The organism is Leucobacter chromiireducens subsp. chromiireducens (assembly GCF_016758255.1).
GTDB classification, from domain to species: domain Bacteria; phylum Actinomycetota; class Actinomycetes; order Actinomycetales; family Microbacteriaceae; genus Leucobacter; species Leucobacter chromiireducens.
Window position 1 is genome coordinate 306,672 of sequence record NZ_QYAD01000002.1, and the last position, 15,917, is coordinate 322,588.

Annotated in this window: 13 protein-coding genes; 9 read left to right on the forward strand and 4 right to left on the reverse strand. The window is 68.6% G+C overall.

Annotated features, from left to right (window positions below):
- Window positions 1-20: 20 nt before the first annotated feature.
- The 3 genes from D3226_RS07465 to aztB are packed head-to-tail and all read right to left on the reverse strand — an operon-like array spanning window position 21 to window position 3,258.
- Window positions 21-1,055: a metal ABC transporter substrate-binding protein gene (locus D3226_RS07465; protein WP_202381824.1), complete on the reverse strand. Its 1,035-nt coding sequence runs from the start codon at window positions 1,053-1,055 to the stop codon at window positions 21-23.
- Window positions 1,052-2,362, reverse strand: coding sequence for an ABC transporter (locus D3226_RS07470; protein ID WP_202381825.1), 1,311 nt, complete (start codon window positions 2,360-2,362; stop codon window positions 1,052-1,054). Before D3226_RS07470 ends, D3226_RS07465 begins: the two co-directional genes overlap by 4 nt.
- The gene (gene aztB / locus D3226_RS07475) at window positions 2,359-3,258 is read right to left on the reverse strand and encodes a zinc ABC transporter permease AztB (protein ID WP_202381827.1); all 900 of its coding nucleotides are present in this window, start codon (window positions 3,256-3,258) and stop codon (window positions 2,359-2,361) included. The genes D3226_RS07470 and aztB overlap by 4 nt, the downstream gene beginning before the upstream one ends.
- Before the next feature lie 55 nt (window positions 3,259-3,313).
- Between aztB and D3226_RS07480 the strand changes: the two genes are divergently transcribed.
- Genes D3226_RS07480 through D3226_RS07495 form a run of 4 tightly spaced genes read left to right on the forward strand, consistent with a single transcriptional unit; the run spans window position 3,314 to window position 6,989 of the window.
- Complete coding sequence (locus tag D3226_RS07480; protein WP_202381829.1) at window positions 3,314-4,018, forward strand: metal ABC transporter ATP-binding protein; 705 nt, start codon at window positions 3,314-3,316, stop codon at window positions 4,016-4,018.
- Complete coding sequence (locus tag D3226_RS07485) at window positions 4,015-5,034, forward strand: permease (protein WP_337248931.1); 1,020 nt, start codon at window positions 4,015-4,017, stop codon at window positions 5,032-5,034. The genes D3226_RS07480 and D3226_RS07485 overlap by 4 nt, the downstream gene beginning before the upstream one ends.
- Complete coding sequence (locus D3226_RS07490; protein ID WP_202381831.1) at window positions 5,024-5,776, forward strand: TIGR03943 family putative permease subunit; 753 nt, start codon at window positions 5,024-5,026, stop codon at window positions 5,774-5,776. Before D3226_RS07485 ends, D3226_RS07490 begins: the two co-directional genes overlap by 11 nt.
- A complete protein-coding gene (locus D3226_RS07495) occupies window positions 5,766-6,989 on the forward strand; it encodes a hypothetical protein (RefSeq protein ID WP_202381833.1) in 1,224 nt (407 codons plus the stop codon). Before D3226_RS07490 ends, D3226_RS07495 begins: the two co-directional genes overlap by 11 nt.
- An 8-nt stretch (window positions 6,990-6,997) precedes the next feature.
- Here the strand turns inward: D3226_RS07495 and D3226_RS07500 are convergent, their stop codons facing one another.
- On the reverse strand, window positions 6,998-8,419 hold the full coding sequence (locus tag D3226_RS07500) for a hypothetical protein (RefSeq protein ID WP_202381835.1): 1,422 nt from the start codon (window positions 8,417-8,419) through the stop codon (window positions 6,998-7,000).
- A 299-nt stretch (window positions 8,420-8,718) separates the two neighbouring features.
- Between D3226_RS07500 and D3226_RS07505 the strand changes: the two genes are divergently transcribed.
- The 5 genes from D3226_RS07505 to D3226_RS07525 all read left to right on the forward strand — a co-directional run bounded on the left by D3226_RS07505 (window position 8,719) and on the right by D3226_RS07525 (window position 15,877).
- On the forward strand, window positions 8,719-9,267 hold the full coding sequence (locus tag D3226_RS07505; RefSeq protein WP_202381837.1) for a hypothetical protein: 549 nt from the start codon (window positions 8,719-8,721) through the stop codon (window positions 9,265-9,267).
- A gap of 124 nt (window positions 9,268-9,391) precedes the next feature.
- A complete protein-coding gene (locus D3226_RS07510) occupies window positions 9,392-9,988 on the forward strand; it encodes a S24/S26 family peptidase (RefSeq protein WP_202381839.1) in 597 nt (198 codons plus the stop codon).
- The gene (locus tag D3226_RS07515; RefSeq protein WP_202381841.1) at window positions 9,981-10,655 is read left to right on the forward strand and encodes a hypothetical protein; all 675 of its coding nucleotides are present in this window, start codon (window positions 9,981-9,983) and stop codon (window positions 10,653-10,655) included. Before D3226_RS07510 ends, D3226_RS07515 begins: the two co-directional genes overlap by 8 nt.
- Before the next feature lie 92 nt (window positions 10,656-10,747).
- Complete coding sequence (locus D3226_RS07520; RefSeq protein WP_202381843.1) at window positions 10,748-13,300, forward strand: helix-turn-helix transcriptional regulator; 2,553 nt, start codon at window positions 10,748-10,750, stop codon at window positions 13,298-13,300.
- Between the two features lie 138 nt (window positions 13,301-13,438).
- Window positions 13,439-15,877 carry an RCC1 domain-containing protein gene (locus D3226_RS07525; RefSeq protein WP_202381844.1) on the forward strand — a complete coding sequence of 813 codons (2,439 nt, stop codon included), beginning with the start codon at window positions 13,439-13,441 and terminating at the stop codon, window positions 15,875-15,877.
- Window positions 15,878-15,917 lie beyond the last annotated feature (40 nt).

Genomic DNA, 15,917 nt, shown 5'->3' on the forward strand with positions numbered 1-15,917 from the left:
CGGTTGAGCGCTTGACCGGGCTAGTGGTCGGAACGCGTGAGACCTGACGCGATCCGTTCGGTGTTGGTGGCGAGCATCTCCGTGTAGCTCTCGGCCCCGCCGCCCGGGGGAGAGAGCGATTCGGTGAAGAGCTCAACGACGCGCACGTCGACGCCGGCCTCATCGGCGAGGACCCGCATGAGACGGTCGGGCGCAGACGACTCCGCGAAGATCGTGGGCACGCGTGCCTCCGTGATGGCGTCGACCAGTCCGCGCAAGTCCGATGCGCTGGGCGCCGCGAGTGTGGTGCCGCCCGGAATGGCAGTGCCGAGCACTCGGAAGTTGTAGCGCTCCGCGAGATAGGCGAAGACGTGATGGTTCGTGACGAGCGTCCGTTCGTTCTCGGGGATCGCGCCGAAGCGCGCACTCATCTCGGCGTCGATGCTGCCGAGCTGCGCGGCGTAGGTGGCGGCGCGCTCGGTGATGTCACTACGTGCTGCATCCCCGAACCCGGGAACGTCCCCGGTCGTGAGCGCGACGCCCATTGCATTCACCACCTCGATCATGCGCTGCGGGTCGGTCCAGAAATGAGGGTCGGGGGTTGCGGAGCTTCGAGCGTTCTTGAGCGGAGTGATGTGATCGCCGGCCACGAACTGTGCGCCACCGGCTGCGGCCACGCGGTCCAAATGCTGCTGCAGTCCCGCCTCGAGCCCGAGCCCGTTCGACACCACGAGTTCGGCGTGATCGAGCGCGGCCGCCTCCTGCGCGGAAATCTCAAACGAGTGAGGATCGGCGCCCGGCCGCATGAGGACGGTCACCTCGGCGGTGTCGCCCACGAGCTGCTGCACCACGTCGCCCAGGATGTTGGTCGTGACGACGATGCTCGGCCGTGCGGCCGCGCTCGCCGCAGCGTCCCCGGCTGCCGACGCGCCGGCGTTCCCGGTTGCGCACCCGGCAAGCAGGAGTGATGCTGCGAGCGCGCCCGTGAGCACGCGCGCCCAGCGACCTCGCGTGTGCTGGCGGCCCTCGGTGTGACCTCCGCGCGTGTGCTGACCGCGCGCGTTCCAAGCGCTCATCGTCCCGTCTCCGCAAACACGGCGGGCGCCACGGCGGGGCGCAGCTCGCGGGCCACCCGGGCCCCGTCCGCGAAGTCGATCTCGAACACGGTGCCGGAGGATGGTGATGCCAGATAAGCGCGCTGCGCGTCGAGCGTGAGGGTGAGCTGCGAGCGCATCGCGGGGGCAAGGTCCTCGCCCGTGAGGAGGGGCTCTGAGAACACGGGATCCTCGTCCGCGCGCAGCACGACGACCCGGCCGGCCTCATCGAGTGCGACGACGTGCCCCTCCTCGTCGTCGACCGCGATCGCCCGGATCAGTGGCGTGGGGCTCGGAAGCCACGTCCACGTGCGGGCGCGTGTATCGAGCAGCCACGCCCCGGCGCTCGCGGTTCCACCGGAGTTTGCTCCGAGGCCCGCCACCGTGGGCCGGCCCTTCCTGCCCGCGAACTCGGTGGGTGCCGCTCCGCCTCCGGCTGGGAGCGCGACCGGGGTGAGCGTCGGCTCGCCGCCCTCCTCCGTGGCGAGGACCGCGCCATCCGCGCAGCCGATCACGAGGGCGACCCGCGTCACCACGGCGCCGGAGGCTGCGGAGCACGGAATGCGTGTCTTGCTCGGTGCACCATCGGAGTCGAGCACGCGGAGCTCGGTCACGCGGCCAGCGCTGTCGGCCTCGGTGATCACCGCACCGTCGCCCAGTGGGGCGATGAGCCCCTCGTGGGGCGATGTCTCGATCCGGAACCGCGCCTCGATGGTTCCGTCCGCGAGTGAGTGATTCTCGAGCAGGATCGCTTCGCCCGACCCAGCGAAGAACACGCCGGTCGTGCCAGAAGTGGCGAGCGGGCCGCCGACCACGGTGGCGGCGCCGTCTCCGGGCAGCGTGCCGAGCAGGGCTGGGGTGCCACGGTAGTAGTGGAAGTGATCCACGTGATCCCACGTCCAGACGGCGCTGTCGATCACGTCGAGACCACCCGCGTGAGAGGTGAACACGTAGCGTCCGTCGCTGGCCGCGCCGGTGGGCGGCGCGACCGCGCCGAGCTGCGACTCCTCGCCGCTCAGGAGGTCGAGCATCCCGACCGCGCCGCCGTTGTCGACTGTGACGAGGTGGAGCTGGGGCTCGGCGGCCTCGGCGGCGCCAGCGACGCTGCCGTGCCCAGCGGCGGTTTCGGAGGTGTCGGTTTTGGCGGTGTCGGGCGCGGCCGGAGCCTGGTCGGCCGCGGGCGAGCCGCAGGCGGTCAGGGTGAGCGCGAGCAGTGCGGCGGAGGCGGCGGTTCCGCGAGCGCGGCGGAGCCCTGTGCGCCTCCGAGTGGAGTGTGCAGCGTGAATCATGCGTGGCTTTCTCGTGCGTGGTGTTCCGAGTGTGGGGGTCGTGAAAAGTGGTGAGGGGCGCTCGTGGCGGAGGGGGCGCGCGTGCGCTCGCGGAGGGCATGCGCGAGGTGGGAGCAGCCGGCCAGCGCGACGGCACTTGCCGCGATGGTTGCTCCTGCGGCGGTGCCGGCGAACCACGAGACCGAGAGCCCCGTGCCGACCGCGACCACGCCCACTGCGGAGCCCAGCACCATACGCTGCGGAATTCTGGCGCTCCACGGCGTCGCGGCCACTGCTGGCCCGAGGAGTAGCGCGACAACGAGCAGGGTGCCTACGGCCTGCGCCGACGCAACGACCGCGAGCGTGACGAGTCCGGTGAGGGCTGCCGCGGCGGGCCCGGTACGCACACCGAGCACGCGAGCGATCCGCGGATCGAATGCGAGCGCGACGAACGAGCGGTGGCCGGCGGCAGCGATCCCGATCGTGAGAACCGTGGCCCCCGCGATGACGGCGAGGTCTGTGGCCGAGATTGCGAGCACATCACCGAACAGCAGCGCGGTGGCGTCGGTGGCGAAGCTGCCGGAGTGCGACACGATGATCACGCCGAGCGCCAGCATTGCGACGAAGAGCAGGCCGATGCTGGTGTCGTAGGAGAGTTTGCCGCGGCGTTGCAGCGCGCCGATGAGGGCGCTCATGAGGGCTGCGGTGGCGGCGCCGCCGAGCATGGGCGGTAGGCCGAACAGCGTGGCGAGCGCCACTCCGGGCAGCATTCCGTGGCCGAGGGCCTCGCCGAGAAACGCCATGCCGCGAATCACCACCCAGGTGCCGACGACACTGCAGATGACGGCAACGAGCGCGCCGCCGGTGAGCGCGCGGACGAAAAACTCGGTGCCGAGCGCGTCGAAGATCCAATGCATGGGACACGACCATACAGATATCGAGAATCATTCTCAACATGGTAGTTTTGAACACATGGACCACGACGTCGCAATCCGGGCCACCGGGATTCACGCTGCCTACACCCGCGCCCCCGTGCTGCGCGGAATCGATCTGACGCTTGAGTGGGGAGCGGTGACCGCGCTCACAGGCGCCAACGGCGCCGGAAAATCAACGCTTCTCGAGATCCTCGCGGGTGCTCGGGATCCGGGCTCGGGGACCGTGATCCGCGCCGCACCGGTGGCGCTCGTGGTGCAGCGACCCCTCTCCCCGGCGCAGCTGCCACTCACCGTCGCGGATACCGTGCGCATCGGCGCGTCGCGGCCGGCGCGGCACGGGAGGGCACGCAGATCCCGCGCCGAAATCACTGCCGCGGTGACGTCGGCGCTCGAATCCGTCGACCTTGTCGACCTCGCCCACCGGCCCTTCGGGGAGCTGTCGGGTGGACAGCGCCAGCGCGCGCTGATCGCGCAGGGGCTCGCGACCGGCGACCGAATCCTGTTCCTTGACGAACCCGCGGCGGGGCTCGATGTGGCCAGCCGGGAGCGCACGCGCGGCATCCTCGCCACCGCTGCTGAGCGCGGGATCGCGGTCTGCTGCGTCACGCACGACGCCGCAGACTGGGCCAGCGCAGACCGCTGGCTCCGCCTCGAAGGCGGGCGAATTGCCGAGGACTGGGCGACGTCTCGATCGACACCCCGCTCGACGCCTCACGCGGCGCGACGAGAGCGTGCTGCGTGAGCGCGCAGATCACGGCTCCCCGCACGACCGGCCACCGCGGTGGCCGCATCCGTGCGAGCGGCTTTGTCGTGCTGCTGCTCGCGCTGGGGATTCTCATTCGCCTCCTGGTGCCGGGGGAGAGCCCCTGGCTCCCGGCGACCGCGCGCGATTTCGTGACGCTCGCGCTTGCCGTCTTCATCGAGTCGCTGCCGTTTGTGGTGCTCGGCACACTCATCTCGATTGCGGTACGCATCTGGGTGCCCGACGGTGTGATCGAACGCGCGCTTCCCAAGCGGCCCTGGTTGCGTCGCGTGGCGCTGTCCTTGTTTGGGATCGTGCTCCCGGTGTGCGAATGCGGAAACGTGCCGCTCGCGCGTGGCCTGATTCAACGTGGCTTCGCGCCGGCCGAGGCAGTGACGTTCCTCCTCGCCGCGCCCATCCTGAACCCCGTAACCATTCTCACCACCGCGCAGGCGTTTGGGTGGAACTCGGAGATCCTCCTGGCGCGCGTGCTCGGGGGGTTTGTGATCGCCAACCTCCTGGGGTGGTGGCTGAGCGGTCACCCGAGCCCTGAGCGAATGCTCACTCCCGGGTTCCGGTCAGCGTGCGCGCACCACGCCGTCGCTCCCCGGGGTGGGCGACTGCGCCGGAGCGCCGACGAGTTCCTCACCGAGACGGCGCAGCTCATGCCCGCGCTCGCCCTCGGCGCGGCCCTCGCTGGCGCGATCCAGGTGGGGGTGCCGCGCTCCGCGCTGCTCGCGCTCGGGGCCGATCCGCTGTGGTCGGTGCTCGCGCTCATCGCGCTCGCGTTTGTCGTCTCGCTCTGCGCCACGGTGGACGCGTTCTTCATCCTGTCGGTGAGCGCGGCATTTCTGCCCGGCAGCGTGACCGCGTTCCTGCTGTTCGGCGCGATGATGGATGTGAAGATGGTGGCGCTCATGCGAACAACCTTCACCGGCAGAACGGTGGCGCAGCTCGCCGTGCTGACGGCGCTCTGCGTCGCCGCGATTGGGTGGGGGATGAACCTTGTTGCCTAGATCACGCTGGCTCGGCTTGCTGCTGTTCGGGTGCGGGATCGTCGCCACGCTGTCACTCGCCGCGAGCGGCAAGCTTGCCTGGTACGTGCACCCCCGCTCCGCCTGGTTCACGGTGCTGATGGCGGTCGTCGCCGCAGTTGTTCTCGTGGGCGGGGCAGCGCTCCGCGCGGCACGGCCCGAGCGGACGCGGCCGAGTGGCCCCGGGGAGCGCGGCTGGCGGCGGCGCTGGCGGTGGGTGGGCAGCGGGGCCATCGCGCTGTGCGCGGTCGGGGCAATGCTGATCCTGCCTCCCGCGACGTTGAGCCCGGAACGGGCCGCCCAGCAGTCCGCGGGCACCTCAGTGACCGCTGATCCCCGAGGAGCCGATGCGGCGCTGCTTTCGGGACGCCCCGACGACGAGCTCAGCCTGCGCGACTGGTCGGTGCTCGCCCGCCAGCAGGAGAGTTCCGCGCTTGCCGGGCGGGGAGCCGAACTCCTGGGATTTGCGACCCCGGACGACGACGATCCAGACAACGTGGTGGTGGTCACGCGATTCTTCATCACCTGCTGCGCCGTTGACGCACAGGCGGTCGGTGTGCCGGTGTACGCGCCGGGCTGGGAACGCGAGGTCGCTGCGGGTGAGTGGCTGAGCGTCACCGGCACGTTCGCCCCAAACCCGAGCCCGGCGAGCAGCTGGGCAGCCATTCTGCTGCCCGAGCAGCTCACCAGGGTTGACGCCCCGGAGGATCCCTATGTCGGTTAGCCGTTTTCGACTACGGACGGGCCTGCTCGCGGGCGCCCTTGTGCTCCTCGCCGGAGGTCTCGGACTTGCGAGCGTGCTCCAGCCCCCGCGGCTGACCGGGGTGGAGGTACGGCCCGCAGCGCTCGTTGCTGGCGATGGCGCGCGCGTCGTGCTGCGCCTCAGCCAAGACGTGCGCGCCGTGAGCGCGGGGGACATCCAGAGCGATCCCGAACTGCCGGTTCGCGCGACGAGCGACGGCAACGAGGTCGTGCTCACGCTCGGTGAGTCACTCGAGTACGGTGCTGCGCTGCGCGTTCGCGCGCGCGTGGAAAGCGCTGCGACGGGGGCGGGAGCCGTGATCGAGACCGTGCTGCACGCCCCCGACACGACCGTCGCCACGCTCGTGCGCGACGAGCGGGGCGACCGCATTCTCGGCGCGGGCCTCGTCTCCGGAGCCGCGGGTTTTGAACTCACTCCAGCACCGCGGATTCAGGAATACGCGATGCTCCCTGACCGTGCACTCGTGGTCGCGGAGACCGGTGCGGGGCGCGCGGAGCTCAGTTCCGTGCGCATCGCGTCCGGCACCGTGGAACCGGTGATTCGGGACACGGCAGCAGAACTCACTGAACTCCGCACCGAAGCGACCGTGCTCGCCGCGGGCATCGTGGTGACTGGGCTGCAGCTCGGCCCCGATCCGACGCGGCGCACGCTCCTGCTCTTCGACGCGCGTGGTGCGTTTGCGGCCCCGGCCGTCGTCGCAGCGGCGGATGGTTCCCCGATTGCGGTGGAGCGGTGGCGATTTCTCCCCGGAACGAGCGCGGTGGTGCTCCGTGACACCGCGGGCGTGCTGTGGCGCGCGGACCCACTGCTCGGCGAGGCCGCGACGCCGATGCCGGCCAGCGCACCGGAGGCCGCGGCGCTCGGGGAGCCAGATCGGATCGTCGGCGCAGGCGGCGAAACCGTGACCGTTGCGCGCGATCGTGGTTCGCTTCGCAGCGCGCGCGAAGGCGTGGAACGCACCCTGTTCGCTCCCGCGGCCGCGCACAGTCGTATCGGAGCGCTCTGCGCCGCACCGAACGGCCGCGCACTGGCGGTTGAGGTGATCGCGGCCGACGCCGAATCCGACGGTCGCGCGGTGCGGCCGGGCGCAACGCGCAGCACGACGGTGTTCCTCGATATCAGGACGGGGGCACAACTGCGCAGCGCGATTGGCTTCTCACCGAACTGGTGCTGAGCCGTGCGCTACGCCGTGGGAAGTGACTCGGGGGTGGGCTCGGGAGCGGCTCCCGAGGCGGCGGGGTCTGCGGGAACCGAAGCAACGCTTGGCGTCGCCTCCGGGCGGCGCAGCAGTTCCACGAGCGCGAGTGCGGCGAGCACTCCCACGGTAGTCCACACGATCGTCGGCGCGTTGACCGGCCGCGAGAGGAAGATGATCAGCACACCCGCCACGGCGACGAGCAGCGAGATGGTCGTGCGGAAACGCTCGAGCACTGTGCCGAGCGTTCCGGTCGAGACACCGTGCGACGTGTACGCGCGGCGTGCGCGGGCGAAGCCGGCAGTGAGCGCGCTGCGGAGCGCGACCGCCCCGCGCGACGACCCGAGCACGAGCGCTGCGAGCGCGATGAGGATGGCCGCGAATGCCAGCGCGGCGCTCGTTGCGCGGAGTGATTCGGTGAGCTGCGTCGAGAGGGCGACCGCCGTGGCGCGGGGCATCACTCCGGGGCTCACCGCCTGCTCGAACAGTGCCGATCCCAAGCTGAGTCCACCGAGCAAGAGCAAGAACCCGAGTGCGAGGCCGAACCCGGTGCGCGTAAGCGAGCGCGTGCGGCGACGCGCGAGGGCAATGCCCGCGACGAGGAGGCCGAGCACCACCCAGGGGAGCCACGCACCCATCGCAACCGCAGCGGCGTAGCCGAGCTGGGCCCCCACGAGGCCCTCAGCGGTGGTGAGCGGGATCGAGGCGGTCACGTTCGGGATCATCGCTGCCAACCCGAAGCCGCGAGCCTCGAGTTGATCTTTCACCTCGGCGACAATCACGCCGGCCTCAATGGCGAGCGCGCCCGTGTCACGGTCGAGCGTTAGCATGCCGTTCGTGTTCCCCTGCAGCAGGGCGACCGTGGCACGGTGCGTGTTCGTGAGCGCGAGCTGCCAGGTGCCCGCGAACGCGTCCGAGGCCACCGTCTCCTCGACCGTCGACGCCACCACCGACCGCATGCCCTGTGCCGCGGGGGCACGCAGCAGGGTGACCGCGGCGCTTGCCTCGGCGGGGAGATCCAGAGTCGTAAGGCCGCTCGCAAGCGAGCCCACGATCCCGTCGAAGTCCACCTGCTGATCGACCGCCACCATGATCTGATCGCTGATGAAGCGCTGCACCGCCGGATCCTCCGCGAGTGGCGCGAGGGTCGCCACGAAGCGATCTGTGTTGACGAGCTCCACCCGCACCCACGACGCGACGACCGCGAGTGGTGCGAGGATCACCGCGAGCGTGAGCGCGATGCCGGCGAGCAGACTGCGGCCCCACCCGCGACCACGTTTGCCAGCACGCAGTGCCGCGTTCTCTGCCTCGAGTGCACGGACCCGCTCGTCAAGCGGTGTCGATGCGCGGTCGTCTGCCTCCGTGCGCTCTGCCGGAAGGTCGGTTGGGGAGTGCGGGGTAGCGTGCACGGCGGGCTCCTCGACGGGAAACGGGGGATACGCACCCGAGAACGGGGCACACGCGGCGTCCTGCGGAGCCGTGAGTCTCCATCTTGCCGGAGAGATTGGCGTTTGGGCCACTACGCCGCACCGTGGGCCTCCGTACGCGGTGAAGGGCGGACACGTAGATCGCGCGTACGTACCCCGCAGATCCGAGCCCGCACCTTAGGTGGCGGACCGCGCCGCAGTTGACTCGTACTCGAGAACACCACGCGGAAACGCCACACGGGCCGGCCCGCTCTCGCTCCACACAACGAAAGGTCAGTCACATGGCTCCCCAGTCGAAGAAGAAGAAGTTCGCGATCGCCGGCGGTGCGCTCCTCCTGGTTGCCGGCGTTACCGTCGGTGGCGCACTGGTCACCGCAAACAGCACGATCTTCAACAACCAGTTCAGCGCTGAGGTGACCGAGAAGCCCGCTGACGGTGAGCTGCTCGTCACCGGCGCACCGATGAGCAACACCTTCACCGGTGCGATGGACGGCGAAGTGATCACGGGGTACTACACCGCGAAGAACACCTCGAACGCCTCCACCCTCACCGTGGGCATCGGTTCGCAGGTGCAGCCGGGCGGAGTGAAGGCTGGTGAGCTCGCCGCAGCACTCGACACGCGGATCGCAATCAATGACGGTGCGCTGAAGCCCACCGGCGCGCTGAACGACATGAAGTTCACCGCCGGCGAGACCTTCGATCTCGCGCCGGGTGAGAGCGCCAAGGTGCGCGTCGACGTCTACGTGGCGGACGCGGATGCGTTCCGCGGCCTGGATCTCGACGGCGCCGAGGTCACCGCTGACTACCTCTTCAACAGCATCGCGAAGTAACCGCAGGAGCACTGCGGTGTGCGGGCCCATCCCAGAGCGCGGATGGGCCCGCACACCCACATTGACACCCGTTCATTCGCTCACTCGCACCCGCAGGTGAGCGCCCCACCTCCCGGAGGCCGAAATGCGCATCACGATTCTGTTCATGCGAACCATCGCGAGTCTTGCGCTCGCAGCGCTCGCCGTGCCCTTCCTGTGGTCGACAGTGAGCGGCGACTACTACATGACCGTCACCGGCGTTTCCATGCGACCCACCTATGAGCTCGGTGATGTGCTCGTGGTGCAGCAAGCACAGGGAGACGAACTCCAGACCGTGGGCGCTCCCGTGATTGTCTCCTTTATCCCGGGCGAGCGCACCGACCAGTATGTTCACCGTGTGCACGAGATCACCCCCGAGGGTGCGATCCTCAAGGGCGATGGCAACGAGATTGTCGATCCTGCGCCAGTGACCCAGGAGCAGGTGCTCGGCTCGCCACGCATCGTGTTACAGGGCAATGTCGCGACCCTCTTCCGCCTCTCTGAACTGTGGGCCGTGCGCCTGATCGTCGGAGCGTTCTTCCTTATTGCGCTCTTCATTCCGAGCCGCCCACGTGGGCGTCGCACCGCTGAGACGGGTGAGACGAACCAGCCGCGTGGCACGGAGCGGACCGGAGAACGAGCAGCAGCGCAGCCCGAGGACGCGCAGCCAGATCGAGTGCCCGTCGGAGCGTCTCATGGCTAGCGGAGACCAGCGGCCCCGGGCGGCAGGGCGCGCAGCGAGGAGCACCGCCTGGTTTGCGGCGCTCGCGATCGCCGGAGCAGCAGTGGCGCTCATCGCAGCGCCTGCGAGCGCGGTGATCCCCGAGCCGGTTGTGTCCGACACCGCTGGGCTTTCCGTGAGCCCGAGCACGGGGCTTTTCAACGTCACGCTGTGGCCGGGCGAGAGCACGACCGCCGTGGCCACCCTCGAAAACCACTCGTCAGTCGACATGCGAATTCGGCTCACCCCAGTGGAGACGGGATGGAGCGGAGCCGTGGGGGCGTTCGATGCACTCACGCTCGCGGGGGCACGGACTACGGACTGCACCGTAGCGTCGATGGCCCGGGTGCGGGGCGTTCCGATGTCGGCTGCGCAGAATCTCGATCAAGGAATTTTGCCCGCGGGTGAGCGTGCAGAGCTGTGCCTTCGGGTGAGCTACGACGCGCAGTCAGAGCTCGACCAGCCCGCAATGTCGTACGTGAACCTCGCGTTCACCGGTTTCGAACACGGGCGTGGCGGCGACGTGCGTCCACCGCTGCCGATCACAGGCGCCCAGGGCCCGGCGATCCTAGCTGGAGTCGCGGTAGCCACACTCCTGATGGTGGCGGGAACCGCGACGCTCGCAACACGTCACCGAAAGCAGCGGTGAGGGGCATAGTCTATGCAGCAGGGGGAGCGGCCGGGGCCGTTCCAGAAGGATCTGCGCGCCGCAACTGGGGGGCGCGTCAAGGGGGAGAGCAGATGTACACCCGAAACCCACTCGTGCAGCGGATTGTTCGCCACGTGATCGACGGTACGTCCGTCTCCGTGGTGGGGCAGCACTGGAGCGGACGCACGGAGCTCCTGAAGCAGGTCAACACGGCGCTGCGCAGCATCGGGCTCGCGACACTGCAGCTGCGCGGGATCGAGCACGCGCGGCCGCTTGAAGCATTTCGCGCCGCGCTGCCACCGGTTCCGCAGCTGCGGCGCACAGAAGGTGATCCCACGCAGGAACTGCCTCGCATGCTCACAGAGCTCCTGAGCGAGGGGCCCGCCGCGATCCTGATTGATGACATCGATCAGCTCGACGACGCGTCCTGGGCGCTGCTCGAACAGCTCCACAAATCGCATGGCACGCCGATCGTTGCTGCGACCGAGTCGCGCGGCAACATCGATCCCGATGAGAAGCTACTCATCCGCAAGGCGTCCCCCGTGGTGAAGCTGACCATTGACGAGCTGCCACTTGACCTCGTGCACGACCTGCTCGAGGCGCGCCTCGAAGGACGCGTTGCATCCTCGCTCAGCGGTCGGGTCCACATGAAGTCGGGCGGGCTGCCGGGCTTCGTGCTCGCGATCGCCGATACCGCGAAGCGCCGCGGCAAGATCCACCGCAACGGCGAGGTCTGGCTCGATGGTATTGAGCTGTGGTCAGACGAGCTCGAGGGTGCCTTTGAATCCCTGATCTACCGCTACCCGGAGGACGTGCGAGAGGCGCTCGAGCTGCTCGTGATGGCCGGGCCGATTCCCATTACTCAGGCGGCGACGCTGATTGGGCAGGATCGCCTCGAGGAACTCGAAGAGCGAGGTTTGGTGCGCCTGTTCCACGCCGGGTCGAGTCCGCGGGTCACCGTGAACCCGCCCGGCATCAGCGACTACTTCCGGCACCGGCCCGAGACCGTGAAGAGTCTCCGACTGCGCGCAGAACTCGAGGATCGGCTCGGCCAGGAGGCGACATTCGGCCTGGCAGAGCCGCCTGCCCTGCCGCGGCAGTTCGCCGATGTGATCCCGCAGTCGGAGGTGCCGCTCCTCGCGCGCGCGTTCCGTGATCGCTACGAGAACGAACAGGTACAGAGCTGGGAGACGTGGCGCAGTGAGCCGACCCTTCGCGCGGGGATTCGCGCGCTGGAGCTGCGTCTCACCGGAGAATCCTCGGACGAGGAGATTCGTGCGATCATCGCCGATACCCCCGCGAACGACGGGAGCGTCGAAGAGCAGCTCTTCTTCCGCTACCTCCACTCGCGCTGGCTCGTCACGCAGGAAGCGCCGCTCGAAGAGATCGAAGCCGTTCTCCAGGCCCACGACGATCTGGGACACCCCGCTGCGATCGAGGCGCTCATTGCGGGGGTGCACGCTGAGCGGAAGGAGATCAGTGCGGAGTCGCTCTCGCGCATCGACGAGCTCGCAGCGCTCCCTGGCATCGACGGGCAGATCGCTGGGCTCATCCTCATCGCGATGCACGCGCTCGGGGGCAGCTCGGAGCGCGCACTCGCACAGTTTGATCGCCTCGACGAGTCGGGGTGGGTGGCACGCTTCGCTGCGCCCCTGCGTGGCCTTGCGCTTATTACTTCGGGGCAGCCGCAGCGAGCTCTGGAGTGGGCTTCTGCGCAGCTGACCATCGCGCGCCAGCGCTTCGACCGCTCGGCGATGGTTGCCGACGCGTACATCGCGGTGATGGCGCTCCTCACAATGAGTCGGTATGCCGATGCGACCGCCGCGGGCAGCATCGTGGCGAGCGGGCAGTTCCAGGCTGCGAACCTGCCGTTTGGGCCGGACCGTGCGCTGATGAATGCGCTCGCGCTCGCGGCTCGACGCAGCGGCCGAGCCGGGGCGGTCGGTTCGCTGATTGAGCGTGGCGCAAGCTACGGCGGCCGAAGTGATGCGCTTCCGATGGGAGCAGCGGGCTTCCCCGCAGCAATGCTCACCGAACTTGAGGGCACCCCCGAGCAGATCGGTGCGGCCTATCGTGCGCTCGCTGACGAGCTGCGGGATCGCGGCTACGCGTTCTCCGCGGCGGGCTCGAACATCCTTGCGCTGCTCGTCGACTTCGATCCGCAGGCCGCCGCTGAAAAGCGGGATCGCGTGGCAGATATGGGGAGCGAAGTGTTCCTCGCCTATCTCGACGCCCGTCTTGCCCACCATGCGCAGGATCCGGTAGCTCTCGTGCACGCAGCGCGGCGGCTGCAGGCCGAACACGCGAATGACTCCGCGCTGAAGTACTTCACCGCGGCCGCGCGCATGTTCCGTGAGGTGGACAAGGAGATCGAGGCATCCGAGGTGCGCGAAGAGATCGCAGCTCTGATGGCATCGGCCGATCCCGCGACGGCGACTGCGGTGTCAGACCTTGAAACGAGCCTTGGCTTCACACAGCGCGAACGAGAGATTATTGATCTCGTGGCGGAGGGCCTCAACAACCCCGAGATCGCGCGCTCGCTCAGTCTGTCCGTCCGAACTGTGGAGACGCACCTGCGCAACATCCGCCGGAAGTCGGGTGCGCTTGAACGCGACGAGATTGGCGAGTTCTCCGGGAATCGGTAGCGCGTGCGGTCGCTGCGTACTCGTACGAGTGCGCAGCGACCGCGTAGCTTCGCCGCACCCACCCCGTAGAACGCGCGTAGCCGCCTACGCGCACCTACGCGGGAGGCTTGACTGGGAGTATCTGAAAGGGGCTCCCTCATGTCACAGGACGCACGACACCGTTTGCCACGAGCGACCATGCTTGGCGCCGCCCGCCGAGTGAGCGCGCGCGCGACCCTCGCACTGATGGTTGTTGCTGCAGTGCTCCTCTCGCTCCTGGGAGTGTCGTCAACCGTGGTGGGGGCCGTGACCACCGACGCGTCCCGGGTAGACGGGAACCGCTTCGCGGCTGCAGTGCGAGTGGACATCGGGATCGTGGATCTCGCGGTGACGCCGAGCTCGGGGGAGCTCTTCGGGCCAGGGCCTGATACGGGAGAGGTGACGTTCGGGCTGCGCCCTGCGCCCGCAGCGCCCGTTGAGCTTCTCGCCGGCGAAGAGATTGCCGCAGTGGTGACACTTCCCGCCGGTGCGACGCCGGGGGAGCTCCCTGCACTGGACACCGGCAATGGCTACCGACGGAGCTGGACTTCGCAGGAGAACGGCGGCATCTGGACGGTGCGGAGCGTGCTCAGTGCGACAGCGGACGGCCTTATCGACCTGCCTGGTTTCTCGTTTCCAGTGCACACCGACTTCACCACGGTGACGCAGAACTCGGCCCGCACCGCCACTGCGAGTGTTGAGCTGCCTGAGCGACTCACGAGCGACATGCCGGAGGGAAGCGTAGTGATTCCCGCAGCTTGGGGCGTCAAGACCGGGGTGTACGGGCTCGGCGGTACCCTTGCGTCGACCTCCAGTGCGACGATCCGCTTCCAGACCCAGCCGAGCTCAGCCGCTGAAACTCTGTACCTTCAGGCAGGTGAGATTCTGCGCACCACCGTGGTACTCCCCGCTGGGGTGACTCCCGGGACGCTTCCTGCGCCAAGCAGTTCGGGCGGGATCGACACGGTGTGGAGGAGCGAGCGCATTGGCGCCGACTGGGCCGTCACGCACACTCGTACGGCAACTGCCGCCGTCGAGGCCGTACCGAATGCTGCCGTGACGTTCCCGGTACGACTCACGAGTGCGGTTGCCGCCTCAGGGTTTGAGATTTCAGCGTCTGCATATCTTCCCCCACGATTCACGAGCGCGCAGGCGAGCGCGATAGGCGAGGTCAGCGGGCTGGTCAGCGCGCCGAAACTCGGCCGCATTTCAGCCGGTGGCGGACAGTCGATGGCACTCGCTCAGAGCGGGTCGGCGTACGGCTCTGGGTACAACGTAGACGGACGTGTGGGGAATGGAACGAGAAACAACGTATTGACTCCGGCGCCGCTCGGCTACCAAGATTTTGTTCAGCTTTCCGCCGGAGGCTCCCATACCTTGGGCCTTGGGAGCGATCTGAGAGTCTATGGCTGGGGGAGCGCCCAGTACGCTCTGACGGGCGGCACGAATGCACTGAAACCAGTCCAGGTGAGCTCCGACGGAATGGGACCTTTTACCCAGGTGTCCGCGGGGTACGACCACTCGCTCGCGCTCGGCTCGAATGGCCGCGCGTATGGCTGGGGCCGGAACCAGGCCGGTGCGCTCGGCGCTCTGTCGTCGCCCACATGGCCAACCGCGCTGGAGAACCCGTCGGGTGTGCAGTTCGTTCAGCTCGAGGCGGGTGTCGCGACCACGCTGGGGCTTGCCTCAGACGGCAGCGTGTGGGGAATGGGAGACAATCGGGCTGGGCAGCTCGGTTTGGGAACTGGCATGACGCAGACGACCAAGTTCACGCGAATCCCCATGCCTGATGATGTCCAGATTGTGCAGCTCGCTTCGAATAGCTCAACGACTCTTTCGCATACGATCGCGCTCACCTCTACGGGGGATCTGATCGCCTGGGGTGCGAACAGCGGCGGCCAGGCGGGGACCGCGCTCGACGGCTCGCGTCCGCAAGCCTACTCCGAGCCGACGCGCATCCAAGCCCCCGCAGGGGTCCGCTTCACACGGGTGGCAGCGGGCAACGCAGTGTCACTCGCGCTGGGTACAGACGGAAAGGTGTACTCCTGGGGGTCCGCGACGCAGGGTGTTCCGAGCGGCGGCGCGTCCGCGATCCCGCGCCAGGTGGCCCTCCCACATGTGAGCGGAGGTTTCACCGATGTTGCCGCGGGAGATATGCATGCGTTCGCGCTCGGTGCGAACAACCAGCTCTATGGCTGGGGCGCGGGCACGGCGGGACGTTTGGGTAACAACAACACCGCCTACCAGACGACCCCCGTCCTCATTCCGCAGTCCCTTACCCGCGCCGAAGCCGTCACCGACGATGCCCCTGCGCTCAGTGAGATCGATGAGATCTCGGACGCGCCGGAGGACGTGGAGGTGCCGGCCGAGCCTGCAGACACGGAAGACCCGAACGCTTCAGAGGAGGATGGGACGGAGGCGGACTCCGACAGTGCGGAGAACCCCAGCGACGCGGGAGCCACAAATCCTGCTGCGGGTGACGAACGAGGAAGTCGCGAGGAGGAGCTCGGCGAGGCCCGCCCCTCGCTCGGATCAAGTGATGCCTCAGGCACGGGGTAATTGGGGCGCTTGAACGGGGAAGCTGCGCACTCGTGTGCCA